This window comes from Telluria mixta, from assembly GCF_029223865.1.
Lineage (GTDB): Bacteria > Pseudomonadota > Gammaproteobacteria > Burkholderiales > Burkholderiaceae_D > Telluria > Telluria mixta.
The window spans coordinates 2779037-2795604 of the sequence record NZ_CP119520.1 but is presented as its reverse complement, the minus strand read 5'-3'; the positions used below and the strand labels follow the sequence as shown (position 1 = coordinate 2795604).

The 16568-nt window shown below is 66.7% G+C and carries 18 protein-coding genes; 2 read left to right on the top strand and 16 right to left on the bottom strand.

From position 1 onward, the window contains the following. Positions 1-12 precede the first annotated feature (12 nt). Genes P0M04_RS12490 through paaA form a run of 13 tightly spaced genes read right to left on the bottom strand, consistent with a single transcriptional unit; the run spans position 13 to position 12230 of the window. Positions 13-606: a cupin domain-containing protein gene (locus P0M04_RS12490; protein WP_259450784.1), complete on the bottom strand. Its 594-nt coding sequence runs from the start codon at positions 604-606 to the stop codon at positions 13-15. A gap of 42 nt (positions 607-648) precedes the next feature. Next, positions 649-2700: a phenylacetic acid degradation bifunctional protein PaaZ gene (paaZ, locus tag P0M04_RS12485; protein ID WP_259450783.1), complete on the bottom strand. Its 2052-nt coding sequence runs from the start codon at positions 2698-2700 to the stop codon at positions 649-651. 10 nt (positions 2701-2710) lie between these two features. Then, complete coding sequence (gene paaY / locus P0M04_RS12480) at positions 2711-3304, bottom strand: phenylacetic acid degradation protein PaaY (RefSeq protein ID WP_105376452.1); 594 nt, start codon at positions 3302-3304, stop codon at positions 2711-2713. Between the two features lies 1 nt (position 3305). Then, entirely contained in the window at positions 3306-4511 is a 1206-nt protein-coding gene (pcaF, locus tag P0M04_RS12475) for a 3-oxoadipyl-CoA thiolase (protein WP_259450782.1), read from the bottom strand. Positions 4512-4523: 12 nt separating this feature from the next. Further along, positions 4524-5834 (bottom strand): phenylacetate--CoA ligase PaaK, encoded by a 1311-nt coding sequence (gene paaK, locus P0M04_RS12470; protein ID WP_259450781.1) that lies wholly within the window; start codon positions 5832-5834, stop codon positions 4524-4526. A 16-nt stretch (positions 5835-5850) separates the two neighbouring features. Beyond that, positions 5851-6282, bottom strand: coding sequence for a hydroxyphenylacetyl-CoA thioesterase PaaI (gene paaI, locus P0M04_RS12465; protein WP_259450780.1), 432 nt, complete (start codon positions 6280-6282; stop codon positions 5851-5853). Continuing rightward, on the bottom strand, positions 6275-7762 hold the full coding sequence (gene paaH / locus P0M04_RS12460) for a 3-hydroxyacyl-CoA dehydrogenase PaaH (RefSeq protein WP_259450779.1): 1488 nt from the start codon (positions 7760-7762) through the stop codon (positions 6275-6277). The genes paaI and paaH overlap by 8 nt, the downstream gene beginning before the upstream one ends. Before the next feature lies 1 nt (position 7763). Next, entirely contained in the window at positions 7764-8555 is a 792-nt protein-coding gene (gene paaG, locus P0M04_RS12455) for a 2-(1,2-epoxy-1,2-dihydrophenyl)acetyl-CoA isomerase PaaG (protein ID WP_259450778.1), read from the bottom strand. 13 nt (positions 8556-8568) lie between these two features. Continuing rightward, positions 8569-9648, bottom strand: a complete 1080-nt coding sequence (gene paaE, locus P0M04_RS12450; protein WP_259450777.1) for a 1,2-phenylacetyl-CoA epoxidase subunit PaaE — start codon at positions 9646-9648, stop codon at positions 8569-8571. 7 nt (positions 9649-9655) lie between these two features. Beyond that, complete coding sequence (gene paaD, locus P0M04_RS12445) at positions 9656-10183, bottom strand: 1,2-phenylacetyl-CoA epoxidase subunit PaaD (protein ID WP_259450776.1); 528 nt, start codon at positions 10181-10183, stop codon at positions 9656-9658. After that, positions 10183-10938: a 1,2-phenylacetyl-CoA epoxidase subunit PaaC gene (gene paaC / locus P0M04_RS12440; RefSeq protein ID WP_259450775.1), complete on the bottom strand. Its 756-nt coding sequence runs from the start codon at positions 10936-10938 to the stop codon at positions 10183-10185. Before paaC ends, paaD begins: the two co-directional genes overlap by 1 nt. A gap of 7 nt (positions 10939-10945) precedes the next feature. Continuing rightward, on the bottom strand, positions 10946-11230 hold the full coding sequence (gene paaB / locus P0M04_RS12435) for a 1,2-phenylacetyl-CoA epoxidase subunit PaaB (RefSeq protein ID WP_036238302.1): 285 nt from the start codon (positions 11228-11230) through the stop codon (positions 10946-10948). A gap of 10 nt (positions 11231-11240) precedes the next feature. After that, positions 11241-12230 carry a 1,2-phenylacetyl-CoA epoxidase subunit PaaA gene (gene paaA, locus P0M04_RS12430; protein WP_259450774.1) on the bottom strand — a complete coding sequence of 330 codons (990 nt, stop codon included), beginning with the start codon at positions 12228-12230 and terminating at the stop codon, positions 11241-11243. A gap of 103 nt (positions 12231-12333) precedes the next feature. Between paaA and paaX the strand changes: the two genes are divergently transcribed. Continuing rightward, positions 12334-13260, top strand: coding sequence for a phenylacetic acid degradation operon negative regulatory protein PaaX (paaX, locus tag P0M04_RS12425; RefSeq protein ID WP_259450773.1), 927 nt, complete (start codon positions 12334-12336; stop codon positions 13258-13260). Here the strand turns inward: paaX and P0M04_RS12420 are convergent, their stop codons facing one another. Further along, positions 13261-13515 carry a DUF2442 domain-containing protein gene (locus P0M04_RS12420; protein WP_259450772.1) on the bottom strand — a complete coding sequence of 85 codons (255 nt, stop codon included), beginning with the start codon at positions 13513-13515 and terminating at the stop codon, positions 13261-13263. Between the two features lie 106 nt (positions 13516-13621). Between P0M04_RS12420 and P0M04_RS12415 the strand changes: the two genes are divergently transcribed. Continuing rightward, complete coding sequence (locus P0M04_RS12415; RefSeq protein WP_259450771.1) at positions 13622-14758, top strand: M14 family metallopeptidase; 1137 nt, start codon at positions 13622-13624, stop codon at positions 14756-14758. 3 nt (positions 14759-14761) lie between these two features. Here the strand turns inward: P0M04_RS12415 and nfsB are convergent, their stop codons facing one another. Both nfsB and P0M04_RS12405 read right to left on the bottom strand, forming a co-directional pair. After that, positions 14762-15415, bottom strand: a complete 654-nt coding sequence (gene nfsB, locus P0M04_RS12410; protein WP_259450770.1) for an oxygen-insensitive NAD(P)H nitroreductase — start codon at positions 15413-15415, stop codon at positions 14762-14764. A gap of 68 nt (positions 15416-15483) precedes the next feature. Next, positions 15484-16491 carry a DUF4214 domain-containing protein gene (locus tag P0M04_RS12405; RefSeq protein WP_259450769.1) on the bottom strand — a complete coding sequence of 336 codons (1008 nt, stop codon included), beginning with the start codon at positions 16489-16491 and terminating at the stop codon, positions 15484-15486. Positions 16492-16568 lie beyond the last annotated feature (77 nt).

Sequence of the window (16568 nt, the reverse complement as noted above, 5' to 3'; positions counted from 1 at the left end):
CAGAAAAGTCCGCTAGCGGGGTTCGTCCGGAACGATGCCGGCCTGTTCCCCGTGGTCGGCCCGGAACACCCGCGGGTCCAGCGTCTTTTCGTCCGTTTCGAGCGAAGCGGCTTTCGCCGCAGCCGGCATGGACGAGGTGCGCGTGTCGCGCTTGGGATACGGCGTACCGTCGCGGTGGGAATAACTGTTGGTCTTGCCGTCATACACGAGGTCGATGTCCGGATACTCGGCCTTATCCTCGGGAATGCGCGAGCCCACGCACAGGAACAGCGCATTGCCCCAGCCCCGGTTGATGAGCTGGTGGCCGTTCGGCCGCCCGGCCGGGAAGGCCGCGCAATCGCCCGCGCGCATCAGGGTTTCGCCTTCGTCCGTGACGAGCGTCAGCTCGCCGGAGACGACCATCACGAATTCGTCCTCATGGCTATGCCAGTGGCGCTGCGACGAGGCGGCGCCGGGCAGCAGCTCGACGAGGTTGACGCCGAACTGCGTCAGGCCACCGGCGTCGCCCAGCGCCTGCTTGCTGCGGCCATTGACGGCTTCGGCAAAGGGATCGGGATACCCGGTACCGGTCAGCACGGGAATACTGCTCAGGTCTAGCCGCGACATGACTTTCTCCTTATCAGTTTCACGCGCGGCCTTGGCGTTTCCTCAGCCGCGTTTTTGCACCAGCGTCAGGATATCGTAACTTGCGACGAGTTCGTCGTTCTGATTCGTTACCTGCACGTCCCACGCCACCACGCCCTGCCCCCGTCCCTGGTCGTCCGTGCGGTTGCGGTCGACCTTGCGCTTGCACGTGAGGCGCGCGCGGATCGTGTCGCCGATCGCCACCGGCGCCACGAAGCGCAGGTTGTCGAGGCCATAGTTCGCCAGCACGGGGCCAGGCGCCGGCGACACGAACAGGCCCGCCGCCGCCGACAGCACGAAGTAGCCGTGCGCGATGCGCTTGCCGAACTGCGTGTCCTTCGCCGCGATCTCGTCGAAGTGCATGTAGAAATAATCGCCCGAGACGCCGCCGAAGTTGACGATGTCCGCCTCGCTGACGGTACGGCGGTGTGTCAGCAGGGAATGGCCGATCTCCAGGTCTTCGAAATAACGACGGAACGGGTGCACGTCCGATTCCTTGACGGCCGCGCCGCGCACGTATTCTCCCGTGACGGCCGCCAGCATCGTCGGCGAACCTTGCACCGCCGCCCGCTGCAGGAAGTGTTTGACCGCGCGGATACCGCCGAGTTCCTCACCACCGCCGGCGCGGCCCGGTCCGCCGTGCTTGAGCATCGGCAGCGGCGAGCCGTGGCCCGTGGAGTCCACGGCCGCGACGCGGTCGAGGATGTGCACGCGGCCATGCGACGCCGCGGCGACCGGCACCGCATGCGCCGCGATGGCCGGGTCCTTCGTCACCAGCGTCGTCACGAGGCTGCCCTTGCCGCGGGCGGCCAGCGCCAGCGCTTCGTCGATGTCGCGGTAGGTCATCATCGTGCTGACGGGGCCGAACGCCTCGATGTCGTGGACGGCATCGTTGACCATCGCGTTCCGGCACAGCAGCAAGGTGGGCGCGAAGAAGGCGCCGGCAGCAGCACCTTCGCCGACAGGATTGAACCCGTCGCGGGCGCTGAACAGCACCTCGTTGCCGCGCGCGAGCATCTCGACGCGCTCGCTGACGTCGCGCTGCTGGTCCAGCGACGCCAATGCACCCATGCGCACGCCCTCGACCTTCGGATTACCGACGACGATCTTCGCGAGGCGTGCACGCAGGCGTTCGCCGACGACGTCCGCCAGGTGCCCGGGCACGATCACGCGGCGGATCGCCGTGCACTTCTGGCCCGTCTTGCCCGTCATCTCGCGCGCCACTTCCTTGACGAACAGGTCCAGTTCCTCGTCGTCGGGCGTGACGTCCGGCGCGAGGATGGCCGCGTTCAGCGAATCCGCCTCCGCCGTGAACGGCACGGATTCGCGGATCAGGTTCGCATTGCCGCGCAGCTTCGCGGCCGTGTCGGCGGAGCCCGTGAACGTGACCGCATCGAAACCGTTCAGGCGGTCCAGCAAATCGCCGGTCGAGCCGATGACGAGCTGCAGGCAGCCTTCCGGCAGCAGTTCCGACTCCATCATCATCTTCACGACGGCATGCGTGAGGTAGCTCGTCGCGGTGGCCGGCTTGGCGATGCACGGCATGGCCGCGAGGAAGCTCGGCGCGAATTTTTCCAGCAGGCCCCAGATGGGAAAATTAAAAGCGTTGATGTGCACGGCGACGCCGCCGCGCGGCACGAGAATGTGCGTGCCCGCGAAGCCGCCCCGCTTGCCGAGCGCCATGGCCGGACCTTCGTGCATCACGTTCGACGACGGCAGTTCGCGCCCGCCGATGCTGGCATAGGCGAACAGCGTGCCGATGCCGCCTTCGACGTCGACCCAGCTGTCGGGCCGCGTGGCGCCGGTCAGGTGCGAGATCTCGTACAGCTCTTCCTTCCGCTCCATCAGGTAAGCCGCCAGGGCCTTCAGGCGCTGGGCGCGCTTCTGGAAGTCCATCTGCATCAGCGCCTGCACGCCCGTCCTGCGGGCATACGTGACGGCTTCGCCGAAGTCGATCCGGTCGGCGTGCGTGTGATAGATCAGCTGGTTGTCCAGGGCGCTGTGCAGCGGCTGGTGCGCTTCGGTGCCGAGCCAGCGGCCGGCGATCAGGCTTTGCAGGGTGGTGGGGGTGTGCATCCTCGTCTCCTCATTGTTTTGGCTTGTGCGGCTCGTCGAACACGATGCGCTGCCGGTCCGGTTCCACTTCCGTCAGCGCCTCGACTTCACGCATCGTCTTCATCGACCTGACGTTCAGGTCGTGGTACTGCCGCGTGCCATAGCTCTTCCACGCGATCTCCTCGTCCGACACCGCCCGCACGATCTTCGCCGGCGCGCCCAGCACGAGGCTGCGCGGCGGAATCACCATGCCGGCCTTTACGAACGCGGCCGCGCCGACGATGGATTCCGCACCGACGACCGCCTTGTCCATCACGACCGCATTCATCCCGACCATCGCGTTGCGTCCCACGCGGCAGCCGTGCAGCACGGCGCCATGGCCGATGTGGCCGTCCACTTCGACGACCGTGTCGTCTTCCGGAAAGCCGTGCATCACGCACGTGTCCTGCACGTTCGCGCCCTCTTCCAGGATCAGCCGCCCGAAGTCGCCGCGCAGCGACGCCAGCGGCCCGACATAGCAGCGCGGACCGACGATCACGTCGCCGATCAGCACCGCCGTCGGGTGTACGTACGCCGTCGGGTGTACGACGGGACGCAAGCCGTCGATTTCATAGACCTTGACCATCTCAGATCCGTTCCACGATCAGGGCGATGCCTTGGCCCACGCCAATGCACATCGTGCACAGCGCGTAGCGGCCACCCGTGCGGTGCAACTGGTTGACGGCCGCCGTCACGAGGCGCGCGCCGGAGGCACCCAGCGGGTGGCCGATGGCGATGGCGCCGCCGTTCGGGTTCACGTGCGCGGCATCGTCCGGCAGGCCCAGGTCGCGCAGCACGGCCAGGCCTTGCGACGCGAACGCTTCGTTCAACTCGATCACGTCCATCTGGCCGATCGTGAGGCCCGTCATTGCCAGCAGTTTCTTCGTCGCGGGCGCGGGGCCGAAGCCCATGATGCGCGGTTCCAGGCCCACCGTCGTCATGCCGACGATGCGGGCGTGCGGCGTCAGGCCATACTTGTCCACGGCCGCGCCGGAGGCGACCAGCACGGCGCAGGCGCCGTCGTTGACGCCGGACGCGTTGCCCGCCGTGACCGTGCCGTCCGGCGTCACGACGCCTTTCAGACGGGCGAGCGATTCCAGGGTCGTGTCCGGGCGTGGATGCTCGTCGGTATCGAATACCCGCGACTCCCCTTTTTTACCGTGCAGCGTGACGGGGACGATCTCGTCCTTGAACACGCCGGCCGCCTGCGCCGCCGCCCAGCGCTGCTGGCTGCGCAGCGCAAACGCATCCTGGTCGCCGCGCGCGATGCCGAAGTCGCGCGCCACGTTTTCCGCCGTCTCCGGCATCGAGTCGATGCCGTACTGCGCCTTCATCTTCGGATTCACGAAGCGCCAGCCGATCGTCGTGTCCTCGATCTTCGCCGTGCGCGAGAACGCGCTGTCGGCCTTGGCCATCACGAACGGGGCACGCGTCATGCTCTCCACGCCACCGGCGATGATCAGGTTTGCCTCGCCGGCACGGATGGCGCGCGCCGCGCTGCCGACGGCATCCAGGCTCGAACCGCACAGGCGGTTGATCGTGGAACCCGGCACGGAAGGCGGCAGGCCGGCCAGCAGCGCGGCCATGCGCGCGACGTTGCGGTTGTCTTCGCCGGCGCCGTTCGCGCAGCCGTACAGCACGTCGTCGACCTGCGACCAGTCGATGCCGGGATTGCGGTCGACGAGCGCGGCGATCGGCAGCGCGGCCAGGTCGTCCGCGCGCACGCCGGACAGGGCGCCGCCGAAGCGGCCGAACGGGGTGCGGATGGCGTCGACGATGAATGCGTCAGTCATTTTGAAGTCTCCTCAGTTGTTCTTGGGCCGCTTGTCGACGACGCGGCGCGCCTTGCCCGTCAGCGAGCGCTCGATGCCTTGCGCGGGCAGCAGGGTCACGGTCGTCGTCACGCCGATGTAGGTCTTGATGCGGTGCTGCAGGTCGCGGGCCAGCGCGTCCGCGTTATCCGCGCCGCCTTCGCGCAGTTCGCAATGGACGGCCAGCGCATCGAGGTGGCCGTCGCGCGTGACGACGAGCTGGTAGTGCGGCGCCAGCGCCGGCATCTGCAGGATCAGTTCCTCGACCTGGCTGGGGAACACGTTCACGCCGCGGATGATCAGCATGTCGTCCGAGCGGCCATTGATGCGGCCCATGCGGCGCATCGAGCGCGCGGTCGGCGGCAGCAGTTTCGTGAGATCGCGCGTGCGGTAGCGGATGATCGGCAGCGCTTCCTTCGTCAGCGACGTGAAGACCAGTTCGCCCTCTGCGCCGTCCGGCAGCACCTCGCCCGTGTCCGGGTCGATGATCTCGGGATAAAAATGGTCTTCCCAGATCACGGGGCCGTCCTTCGCTTCGATGCATTCGCTGGCGACGCCGGGGCCCATCACTTCCGACAGGCCGTAGATGTCGACGGCATCGATGCCGGCGCGTTCCTCGATCTCGCGGCGCATGGCATCCGTCCACGGCTCGGCGCCGAAGATGCCGACCTTGAGCGAGGACGCGGCCGGATCGAGCCCCTGGCGCCTGAATTCCTCGACGATGTTCAGCATGTACGACGGCGTCACCATGATGATAGCCGGTTTGAAGTCCTGGATCAGCTGGACCTGCTTTTCCGTCTGTCCGCCCGACATCGGCACGACCGTGCAGCCCAGGCGCTCGGCGCCGTAGTGGGCACCGAGACCGCCCGTGAACAGGCCGTAGCCGTAGGCGATGTGCACCATGTCGCCTGGTCGTCCGCCCGCGGCGCGGATCGACCGTGCGACGACGCCGGCCCACGTGTCGATGTCGCGCTGCGTGTAGCCGACGACGGTCGGCTTGCCCGTCGTGCCGGACGATGCGTGCACGCGCACGACCTGCTCGCGCGGCACGGCGAACAGGCCGAACGGATAATTGTCGCGCAGCGTCTTCTTCTCCGTGAACGGGAATTTCGCCAGGTCGGCCAGCGTCTTCAGGTCGTCCGGATGCACGCCCGCCTCGTCGAACGCGCGGCGGTAGTGCGGCACGTTGTCGTAGGCGTGTTTCAGGCTCCACTTCAGCCGTTCCAGTTGCAGGGCCTGCAGTTCGTCGCGGCTGGCGCGCTCGATCGGGTCGAGTTCACCGGGTTGCGGGATGCGTTGGACCATCGTTGTCTCCTCCGTTTTACATGTCGACGACGTGCCCGGCGACGCGGTGCGACTTCCCGCGGAACAGCGCGACCTTGCGCCCGTCCTGGTCCGTCACGACGACGTCGTAGACACCCGTCTTGCCGGCCAGCGCCTGCTCGACCGCTTCCGCCACGAGCACGTCGCCCGCGCGTCCCGGCGCGAGGTAGTCGATCGTGCAGCCGGCACCCACGGTATTGAAATTGTGCGAGTTGCAGGCGAATGCGAACGCGCTGTCGGCCAGCATGAAGATGTAGCCGCCGTGGCAGGTGCCGTGGCCGTTCAGCATGTCCTCGCGCACCCGCATGCGCATGCGCGCGAAACCGGGGCGGATCGCATCGAGCGTCATGCCCAGCGCCTGGCTGGCCGGGTCGCGTTCGTACATCGTCTTGCCAGCCAGTTCGGCCAGCGCTTGCGGATCGCTATGCATGGATGCGGGCTCCCTCGGGGTTGGCGGCCAGCTTGCGGCGCAGCAGCGGCGACACGCGGTAGCGGTCTTCGCCATACGTGGCGCCCAGGTTGGCCAGCACGGTGAACACATGGCGCAGGCCGACGGCATCGGCCCACGCCAGCGGGCCGCGCGGATAGTTCACGCCCTTCTGCATCGCGATGTCGACGGCAGCGGTGGAGCACACGCCCTGGTTGACGGCGTCGAGCGCCTCGTTGGCCAGCATGGCGACGGTGCGCATCACGGCCATGCCCGGCACGTCGTCGAGACGCGACACGGTGAAGCCGGCCTGCTGGAACAGGCCGACGGCGGCGTTCCAGGCAGCGTCGCTGCACTGGTCCGCACGGGCCAGCGCGATGCGCGTGGCCTTGGCCGGGTCGAGCAGCAGGTCGAACAGGATCGTGTCCGGGCGGGCCTCATCAAGAGCACGCTGCGTGGCGCTGCGGCCGTCGGTCAGGAAGATCGTAGCGGCGCCCTCGGCGGCGCGTAGGCGTGCGTTCAGGGCATGGGTCACCGGATCGGCTCCGCCAAGCGTCGCCTGCGCGGCCCCCTGCTGCGCGGGCTCGGCCTGCGCCTGCGGCATTGCGACGTCGTCGCCGTAACGATAGAAGCCGCGGCCCGTCTTGCGGCCCAGGAAGCCGGCATTCACCAGTTCCTGCTGCACGACGGACGGCGCGAAGCGCGGATCGCCGTAATAGGCGTTGAAGACGGATTGCGTGACCGAATAATTGACGTCGTGGCCGATCAGGTCCATCAGCTCGAAGGGACCCATGCGGAAACCGCCGCAGTCGCGCATCACCGCGTCGATCGTGGCCGGATCGGCCGCCTGTTCGAGCAGCAGGCGCAGCGCCTCCGCATAATACGGGCGCGCCACGCGGTTGACGATGAAGCCCGGCGTGGACTTCGCGTGCACCGGGTTCTTGCCCCAGGCGGAGGCCGTCGCATGGACGGTATCGGCGACGGCCTTGTCGGTGGCGACACCGGAGATCACTTCGACCAGCGCCATCAGCGGTACCGGATTGAAGAAGTGCATGCCGACGAGGCGCTCCGGACGTTTCAGCGTCGCACCGATCGCGGTGACGGAGATCGACGACGTGTTCGTGGCCAGGATACAGTCCGGTCCGACGACACCTTCCAGGTCGGCGAACAGCGCGCGCTTGACGTCGAGGTCTTCGACGACCGCTTCGACCACCAGCGCGGCATCCTTCGCTTCGTCGAGCGTGCGCATCGCGTGCAGGCGCTCGCGGGCGAGATCCGCTTCCGCCGCGCCCATGCGGCCTTTTTCGACGAGCCGCGCGAGGGCCTTGACTATGCCCGCAATCGCCCGCTCGACGGCTTCCGGGCGGGTGTCGAACAGCCGCACGGTATGGCCCGCCACGGCCGCCACCTGGGCGATGCCGGAGCCCATCGCGCCGCTGCCGATGACGGCGACGACGCTGTTCTTTTCCAGTGCCTGGGCCATCTTATTCTCCCTTGAACTCGGGCTGGCGCTTGGCGATGAACGCGGCGACGCCTTCGCGGTAATCGTGGCTGTAGCCCAGTTCGCGCATCATCTCCGCTTCCAGCTGCAGCTGCCGTTCCAGCGTATTGCCCCAGCTTTCCCGCATGGCCCGCTTCGTGAACGCCAGACCCTTCGTCGGCGCGGTGGCGAAATGGCGAGCCATGGCCAGCGCTTCGTCCATCAGCGACTCGTCCGGCACGCAGCGCCAGATCAGGCCCCATTGTTCGGCCTTCTCGGCCGGCAGCTTGTCGCCCAGCAGCGCGAGGCCCATGGCGCGCGCCGGTCCGACGAGGCGCGGCAGCGCCCACGTGCCGCCCGTGTCGGGGATCAGGCCCAGCTTGCAGAACGCTTCGATGAAGGACGCCGATTTTGCGGCCAGCACTATGTCGCACGCGAGCGCCAGGTTGGCGCCGGCGCCGGCAGCCACGCCGTTGACGGCGCAGATCACGGGCAGCGGCAGGCTTTTCAGGGTGAGCACGAGCGGGGCGTAGAATTTTTCGACGGATTCGCCCAGGTCGACGCCGGGCGCGCCCGGTTCCACCGCGCGGTCGTTCAAGTCCTGGCCCGCGCAGAAACCGCGGCCGGCGCCCGTCAGCAGCAGCACGCGCACGGACTTGTCTTCCTCCACGCGCTTCAAAGCGTCGCGCACTTCCAGGTGCATCGCCTGGGTAAAACTGTTCAGGCGTTCGGGGCGGTTCAGGGTCAGCGTGGCGATGCCCTGTTCGATCGTGAACAGGATCGTTTCATAGGTCATGCGTGTCTCCTTTTTATTCCACGACGTCGAAATCGACGACGACCTTGTCCGTCACCGGGAAGCTCTGGCAGCTCAGCACGAAGCCGCGCGCGACCTCGTAGTCTTCCAGCGCGTAGTTGACGTCCATGTCGACCTGCCCTTCGCGCACCTTGCAGCGGCACGTCGAGCACACGCCGCCCTTGCACGAGTAGCGCATGTCGAGGCCCGCGCGCAGGCCGGCGTCGAGGAGCGATTCCTTGTCGCGGTCCATCGTGAAGCTGGCGTGGTTGCCGTCCATGATCACGGTGACTTCCGTGTGGTGGTGCGTTTCGCCGGCGGCCTGGCGGCGCGGCTTGCGCGGCTCTTGCGCGGCGCCGGCCGCGAACAGTTCGATGCGGATGCGCTCCTTCGGCATACCCGCTTCCTGCAACGCGGCGGACACGCCGTGCATCATGTCTTCCGGACCGCAGATGAACGCGTAGTCGACGTCTTCCACGCGCAGCCAGCGCTGGAACAGCTGGCGGCATTTGTCCTGCGTGATGCGGCCGTTGAACAGCTCGATGTCCTGCTGCTCGCGGCTCATCACGTAGACGAGGTTCAGGCGTTCCAGGTACTGGTCCTTCAGCTCGGCCAGCTCGTCGCGGAAGATCACGGACGACGACGCGCGGTTCCCGTACAACACGGTGAAGCGGCTGTGCGGCTCGGCGATGAGGGTCGTCTTGACGATGGAGAGGATCGGCGTGATGCCGCTGCCGGCCGCGAAGGCCAGGTAATGGCGGCGGCTGTCCGGCTCCAGCGGCAGGTTGAAGCGGCCTTCCGGCGGCATTACGTCAAGTGTGACGCCGGGCCGGATGCACTCGTTGGCCCAGGTCGAGAACAGCCCGCCCTGCACGCGCTTGATGGCGACGCGCAGCTTGTCGTCCTGCACGGCCGAGCAGATGGAGTAGGAGCGGCGCACGTCCTCGCCGTCGATCATCGCGCGCAACGTGAGGTGCTGGCCCTGGCGATACTGGAACGCGTCGCGCAAGTTGGGCGGCACATCGAAGGTGACGGCGATGGCGTCGCGCGTCTCGTGCTTCACGTTCGCCACGGTCAATGGGTAGAACTTGCTCATGTGGGCCTCAATGGCATTTGAAATAGTCGAACGGCTCGCGGCAATCCAGGCATTGATACAGCGCCTTGCACGGGGTCGAGCCGAACTGGCTGGTGAGACGCGTGTGCATCGATCCGCAATGCGGGCAGGCCACGTCAGGCTGCTGGATCGCGTGGCGCTTCACGCCGCGCGTCAACGCGCTGATGTCGACCACCTGCTGCACCGGCGGCGCGATGCCGTAGCCCTTCAGCGCGGCCTTGCCGGCGTCGCTCATCCAGTCCGTCGTCCACGCGGGCGATAATCGGGTGACGATGCGCAGACTGTCCACGCCGCGTGCGCGCAAGGCCTTGTCGATGTCTTCGGCGATGACTTCCATCGCGGGGCAGCCGGAATACGTCGGGGTGATCGTGACGACGCATGCGCCGTCGTCGTCCACCGCCACATCGCGCACGATGCCCAGGTCCACGACGGAGATCACGGGAATCTCCGGATCCGGGACCTCGCCCAGCCAGGACCACACCCGGTCGGCCGTGATCGGTGACGCGGCCGCGGTCATCACCATTCCACGCCCGGGTAGGCGCGCTGCAGGAACTGCATCTCGGCGAGGATGTAGCCGAGGCGCTCGGTATGCCGGCCCTGCTTGCCGCCACGCTGGACGTACGCATCCACGGGCGGCATCGTCAGCGTCGCTTCGTCCAGCACCTCGGCCACGTGGGCCAGGAATGCATCGCGCAGCGGTTCCGCAGCCGGCGCGACGCCCTGCGCGACCATGGCCAGGTCGACGTCGTCGTAGAGGAACATCTCGCCGGCGTAGGTCCACAGCTCGTCGAGCGCGTCCTGCATCTTGCGGTGGCTGACGTCCGTGCCGTCGCCCAGGCGGACGACGAGGTCGCCGCTGCGGCGCAGGTGGTACGTCACCTCCTTGATCGATTTTTCCGCGATCTCCGCGATGCGGCGGTCGCTGGACGACAAAAGGCCACGCATCAGGAAGTAATGCCATGTATCGAACAGGAACTGGCGCATCAAGGTCTGCGCGTAGTCGCCGTTCGGCTGCTCGACGAGCAGGCAGTTGCGGAAGTCGCGCGTGTCGCGCAGGTACGCGAGGCGGTCCTCGTCGCGGCCGTGGCCTTCGATCTCGCCGGCGTACGTGAGCCACATCCGCGTCTGGCCCAGCAGGTCGAGGGCGACGTTGGTCAGCGCCATGTCTTCTTCCAGCGCCGGGCCCTTGCCGCACAGCTGCGACAACTGCTGCGACAGGATCAGCGCATTATCGCCCTGGCGTAAAAGATATTCGAACTTGTTGGCGTCCACGGCCGCCTCACAGGTTCTTGACGTCTTCCGGCATCGGGAAGAACGTGGGGTGGCGATAGACCTTGCTGTTCGACGGCTCGAACAGGGCATCCTTGTCGGCCGGGCTGGACGCGACGATGTCGGCGGCTTTCACCACCCAGATCGACACGCCTTCGTTGCGGCGCGTGTAGACGTCGCGCGCATTGTTGATCGCCATCTCCGCATCCGGCGCGTGCAGGCTGCCCACGTGCTTGTGGGCGAGGCCGTGCTGGCTGCGGATGAAGACTTCCCACAGGGGCCATTCTTTGCTCATTCTTGTCTCCTTATGCGGCCGCTTTTTTTGCGGCCTGCTTGTCGGCATGCGCGACGAGCGCGTCGCGGAACCATGCCCCATCCTCGTACGCCTGCACGCGGGTCCGCAGCCGGTCCTTGTTGCACGGGCCGTTCCCTTTCAGGACGTTATAAAACTCTTCCCAGTCGATCTCGCCGAAGTCGTAATGACCGCGTTCCTCGTTCCATTTGAGGTCCGGATCGGGAATCGTGAGACCGAGGAATTCGGCCTGGGGCACGGTCTGGTCGACCATGCGCTGGCGCAGCTCGTCGTTCGAGAACAGCTTGATGCGCCACTGCGTCGATTGGGCGCTGTTGACGGATTCGGCATCGGAGGGGCCGAACATCATCAGCGACGGCCACCACCAGCGGTTGAGGGCATCCTGCGCCATCGCCTTCTGCTCGGGCGAGCCCTGGGCCAGCTTCATCATGATGTCGTAGCCCTGGCGCGCGTGGAACGACTCTTCCTTGCAGACGCGGATCATCGCCCGTGCATACGGACCGTACGAGCAGCGGCACAGCGGGATCTGGTTGATGATGGCCGAGCCGTCCACCAGCCAGCCGATGGCGCCGATGTCGGCCCACGTGAGCGTCGGGTAATTGAAGATGCTCGAGTACTTGGCCTTGCCCGTGTGCAGGGCGGCCAGCAGCTCGTCGCGCGACACGCCCAGCGTCTCCGCGGCGCTGTACAGGTACAGGCCGTGGCCGGCCTCGTCCTGGATCTTGGCCAGCAGGATAGCCTTGCGCTTCAGCGTGGGCGCGCGCGTCACCCAATTACCCTCCGGCAGCTGGCCGACGATCTCGGAATGCGCGTGCTGGGAAATCTGGCGGATCAAGGTCTTGCGGTACGCCTCGGGCATCCAGTCCTTGGCTTCGATCTTCACGCCGGCGTCGATGCGCGCCTGGAATGCCTGCTCTTCCCCGCTCATGTCGGCGCGGGTCTGGACCTGTTTCAGGCCGGTTTCCACCATCTGGGCATACATGATCAGTCTCCGATTGTGCTCTGTCTCAAACCATAATACGATACAAGAATAGCGATGTATAGCGAAATTTTGAATCATATTGAGACCGGGTAAAATCGCCGCCATGACCCAGCCCAGCAGCCAACAGTGGATCAACCACTTCCTCGAGACCGACCCGCCGCGTTCCAAATCCCTCGTGATGACGATCTTCGGCGACGCCATCGCGCCGCACGGCGGCCGCCTGTGGCTGGGCAGCCTGATCGAGCTGGTGGCGCCGCTCGGCGTCACGGACCGGCTCGTGCGCACGAGCGTGTTCCGTCTCGTGCAGGAAGGCTGGCTGGTCGCGAACCGTGAAGGCCGGCGCAGCAGTTATGCGCTGCAGCCCGACGCCGCGCCCCGCTTCGCGCGCGCCAACCGCCGCATCTACGCGCCGCCCGGTGTCGACTGGGACGGCCGCTGGACCCTGCTGCTGGCGCCCAACGGCAGCATCGACAGTGCCTTGCGCGCGGCCGTGCGCAAGGAGCTCGAATGGGAAGGGTTTGCGATGCTGGCGCCCGGCCTGCTGGCGCATCCGGCGGCGGACCCGGACGGCGTGGCCGAGGTGCTGCGGCGCGTGGACGGCGGCGGCAGGATCTTCGTGTGCGCCGCGACGGAACTGCCGGGTGTCGGCGCGCGTCCGCTGGCCGAACTGGTGCGCGAAGGGTGGGACTTGTCCGCCGTCGTGGCCGGCTACCGCCGCTTCATCGAGGCATTCACGCCGCTGCTCGACCTGCTCCGCGCCGAACCGGCGCCGGATCCGCAGCAGGCCTTCGTCGTGCGCACCCTGCTGATCCATGCGTACCGCCGCGTCCAGCTGCACGATCCGATGCTGCCGCTCGCGCTGCTGCCGCAGCCGTGGCCGGGGTCGGAGGCCTATGCGCTCGCGCAGGCGATCTACCGCCTGGTGTGGGCACCGGCCGAGCGGCATCTGATGGACGTGCTGCGGCGCGAAGATGCGGCAGCGCAGGAGGCGGATGCGGGACTGGCCGAGCGGTTCGGCGGACTGGGCTGATCAGCAATCCAATGCGAACTGCGCCGCCGCCATCGGATGACGGATGCGGTCCAGCGCCAGTTCCAGGTCGAGCCCGGGCCAGTACAGGCATTCCCCGCCCCATTGCTGGATATGGCACAGCTGCGCCACGGTGGCGTGCTCGAACCAGGGGAACAGCGCGAACGGCACGTACAGCTCTTCGTCGCGGCAGCGCAGCCAGAAGCCGCGCCGGTCGATGCTCGTGATTTCCGGACGCGCCACACGGATAGTCATCATGTTCCCTCCCCCTCGATGAGGCCAAGCGGGAACAGTAGCAAACCATTCGGCATCATCCTTTAAGCGGTATCATGCCGCCTCACACCCAACAACAACAGGACGCACCATGTCTATCAAGATCAGCACCCAGTTCGACGCTGGCGCCATCGAGGTCGTGAACGCCACGAGCGCCAACGCCATCGACCTGAACATCCGCAAGGACTCCCACGCCGACATCACCCAGTGGTTCTACTTCCGCCTGCAGGGCGCGCAGGCGCAGCCGTGCACGATCCGCCTGCTCAACGCCGGCAAGTCCGCGTATCCGAAGGGCTGGGAAGACTATCACGCGATGGCCAGCTACGACCGCGTGAACTGGTTCCGCGTGCCGACCGGCTTCGACGGCCAGGTGCTCACCATCGAGCACACGCCCGCCATGGACAGTGTCTATTACGCCTATTTCGAACCGTATTCATGGGAACGGCACCTGGAGCTGCTCGACCGCGCCCAGCTGTCCGAACACGTGCGCATGCTGGACCTCGGCTCGACCGTCGACGGCCGCGACCTGAACCTGCTCGTCATCGGCGACGAGGCGGCGAACAAGAAGAAGGTGTGGGTCATCGCGCGCCAGCACCCGGGCGAGACGATGGCCGAGTGGTTCGTCGAAGGCATGCTCGACGCCCTGCTCGACCCGGCCCACCCGTTCGGCCGCCAGTTGCTGAAAGAGACCGTGTTCTATGTCGTGCCGAACATGAACCCGGACGGGTCCGTGCGCGGCAACCTGCGCACGAACGCGGCCGGCGCCAACCTGAACCGCGAGTGGCTGAATCCGTCGCTGGAACGCAGCCCGGAAGTCTTCCTGGTCCGCAAGAAGATGGAAGAGACGGGCGTCGACCTGTTCCTCGACGTGCATGGCGACGAGGGCCTGCCCTACGTCTTCATCGCCGGCAGCGATGCCCTGCCGACCTTCTCGGCGGAACAGGCCGCCGCGCAGAAGGCATTCTCGGACGCCTTCATGATCGCCAGCCCGGACTTCCAGGATGTCCACGGCTACCCGAAGGAGCCGTACACGGACGAGGTGCTGACGATGGGTTCGCCGTACGTGACGCACGCATTCGGCTGCCTGTCGCTGACCCTGGAACTGCCGTTCAAGGACAACGCCAACGACCCGGATCCGCAGGTCGGCTGGGACGGCGCCCGCAGCGCGCGCCTCGGCGCCGCGGTGCTGCAGCCGGTGCTGCAGGCCGTGCGCCGGCTGGGGAAGTAACGCTTACAGGAAGGTGAACACCTGTTCCTGCGTGAGACGCGATTTCGGCAGAGACGCGTTGAAATCGCTGTCGGCGTGGTAGCCGAAGCTCAGCAGGACGAGGCTGGACAGGCCCTGTTCGTGCAGGCCCAGCTCAGCGTCCAGCGCGGCCGGGTCGAGGCCTTCCATCGGGGTCGTGTCCACGCCCAGCGTGCTCGCTGCCAGCATGGCGTTGCCCAGCGCGATATAGGCCTGCTTCTCGAACCACTGCGGCAGGTCCTTCAGCGTGTAGCGGTGCAGGTTGACGTAGCCCTGGCGGCCCTTGGCCTGGCCCGCCTTCGCGGCATCGTCCTTGAAGCGGCCATCACGCTGTTCCTGCTCGAGCAGGCGCTCCAGGTGGCCGCCTTCGGCGTCGACGCGCGTGCAGAACAGGATCACGTGCGACGCATTCAGGATCTTCGCTTCGTTGTAGCTGTACGGACCCTGCACGCCCTTGGCCAGGCGCGCCTTCGCTTCCGGCGTGCTGGCGACGATGAAGTGCCAGGGCTGCGAGTTCACCGACGACGGGCTGTTGCGCAGCACTTCGTAGATCTGCTGCATCGTCTCTTCGGGGACACGGCGGGTCGGGTCATAGGCCTTGGCGGTGTAGCGCTTGCGGGCGGCGGCAAGAATGTCCATCGGGTTCCTTTCAAAAATGCGTATCTGCACATTATTGCAGGAACCCGAATAACGCGTGCGAGCGCGCGTCAGACGGTCATGATGGGCGTATCGAACACGAGGCCGCTGCCGATCAGCTGCACGCTCAGGTCCACGTTTTCCTTGCTCTCGCTGATGGCGGCGAGCACCTCGGCGTTGGTGGCGGCCTTGCGGTCCAGGACGCCCGTCCAGAAGTCCAGGCCTGCCTGTTCCGGCGCGCGGTGCAGGATGTGCTCGTAATACTTGCCCACGAGGTCGCGGTTGGACAGACCGGTACCATACAGCTGTCTGTACTCCGCCGACTTGATGAAGGCGTCGGCGATCGTCGCCAGCGTTGCGCCCCCCGCATCGATCTGGTGCGTCCAGTAATCCAGCCCCGCCTCGTCCGGCTTGCGGTCGAGCGCCGCCTGGTACATGCGGAAGATCCGGCCGCCCGTGTCGTCCGGGGTGATGAGCGCCACGTCCTTGTCGGTGAAATACACGCGCTCGACGTTCTTCAGGGTGTCGCTGCCGCCCGTGCCCTTCTGGTCCGCGATCGTCCACCCGTCGTCCGTGCGCTCGATCCGGTAGTTGGCGTAGGCACCCTTGTAGATGACGGCGTCGAAACCGGCGCCGCCGTCGATCACGTCGCTGCCCGCATCGGCGCCGATGCGGTCGTCGCCGCCGCCGGCGCGGATGATATCGCTGCCCGCGAAGCCTTGCAGGAGATCCTTGCTGGCGCTGCCGACGATGGTGTCGGAGCCGGCCAGCAGCGCCGCGTAGATCTGGGTGTCGGTGGTGGCCTTGAGGACCGTGGCCACGAATTGCCCGGCATCGATGGTCAGGTCCGTCCCCTGGAACACGGGGAGGCCGGAGTAGCCTGTCTGGGTCAGGAGTACGGAGGTCGCGGTGCCGCTCACCTCGCCGGCCGGTCCGATCGCGAAGTTACCCTGGATGCTCAGTTGCTGGAGCCCGTTTTCCAGCGTGACGCTGCCGGACGCGGTCGAGATGAGTTTCCATTGCACGGCCGTGCTGCCGATCAGGTCGAGATACGGGCCGAAAGCCTGGAATGTTGCCATGACGTCTCCCTTGAAACCGAAAGTCGTCAATGTAACATATAGTCAATATGGTTTTTGCAATAGATTGTCGCGAACTG

Coding starts and splice junctions, on each gene's coding strand:
- P0M04_RS12405 (WP_259450769.1), bottom strand. CDS start 16,491: ATGGCAACATTCCAGGCTTTCGGCCCGTATCTCGACCTGATCGGCAGC.
- nfsB (WP_259450770.1), bottom strand. CDS start 15,415: ATGGACATTCTTGCCGCCGCCCGCAAGCGCTACACCGCCAAGGCCTAT.
- paaZ (WP_259450783.1), bottom strand. CDS start 2,700: ATGCACACCCCCACCACCCTGCAAAGCCTGATCGCCGGCCGCTGGCTC.
- paaD (WP_259450776.1), bottom strand. CDS start 10,183: ATGACCGCGGCCGCGTCACCGATCACGGCCGACCGGGTGTGGTCCTGG.
- paaE (WP_259450777.1), bottom strand. CDS start 9,648: ATGAGCAAGTTCTACCCATTGACCGTGGCGAACGTGAAGCACGAGACG.
- P0M04_RS12415 (WP_259450771.1), top strand. CDS start 13,622: ATGTCTATCAAGATCAGCACCCAGTTCGACGCTGGCGCCATCGAGGTC.
- pcaF (WP_259450782.1), bottom strand. CDS start 4,511: ATGACTGACGCATTCATCGTCGACGCCATCCGCACCCCGTTCGGCCGC.
- paaX (WP_259450773.1), top strand. CDS start 12,334: ATGACCCAGCCCAGCAGCCAACAGTGGATCAACCACTTCCTCGAGACC.
- P0M04_RS12490 (WP_259450784.1), bottom strand. CDS start 606: ATGTCGCGGCTAGACCTGAGCAGTATTCCCGTGCTGACCGGTACCGGG.
- paaG (WP_259450778.1), bottom strand. CDS start 8,555: ATGACCTATGAAACGATCCTGTTCACGATCGAACAGGGCATCGCCACG.
- paaY (WP_105376452.1), bottom strand. CDS start 3,304: ATGGTCAAGGTCTATGAAATCGACGGCTTGCGTCCCGTCGTACACCCG.
- paaI (WP_259450780.1), bottom strand. CDS start 6,282: ATGCATAGCGATCCGCAAGCGCTGGCCGAACTGGCTGGCAAGACGATG.
- paaB (WP_036238302.1), bottom strand. CDS start 11,230: ATGAGCAAAGAATGGCCCCTGTGGGAAGTCTTCATCCGCAGCCAGCAC.
- paaA (WP_259450774.1), bottom strand. CDS start 12,230: ATGTATGCCCAGATGGTGGAAACCGGCCTGAAACAGGTCCAGACCCGC.
- paaH (WP_259450779.1), bottom strand. CDS start 7,762: ATGGCCCAGGCACTGGAAAAGAACAGCGTCGTCGCCGTCATCGGCAGC.
- paaK (WP_259450781.1), bottom strand. CDS start 5,834: ATGGTCCAACGCATCCCGCAACCCGGTGAACTCGACCCGATCGAGCGC.
- P0M04_RS12420 (WP_259450772.1), bottom strand. CDS start 13,515: ATGATGACTATCCGTGTGGCGCGTCCGGAAATCACGAGCATCGACCGG.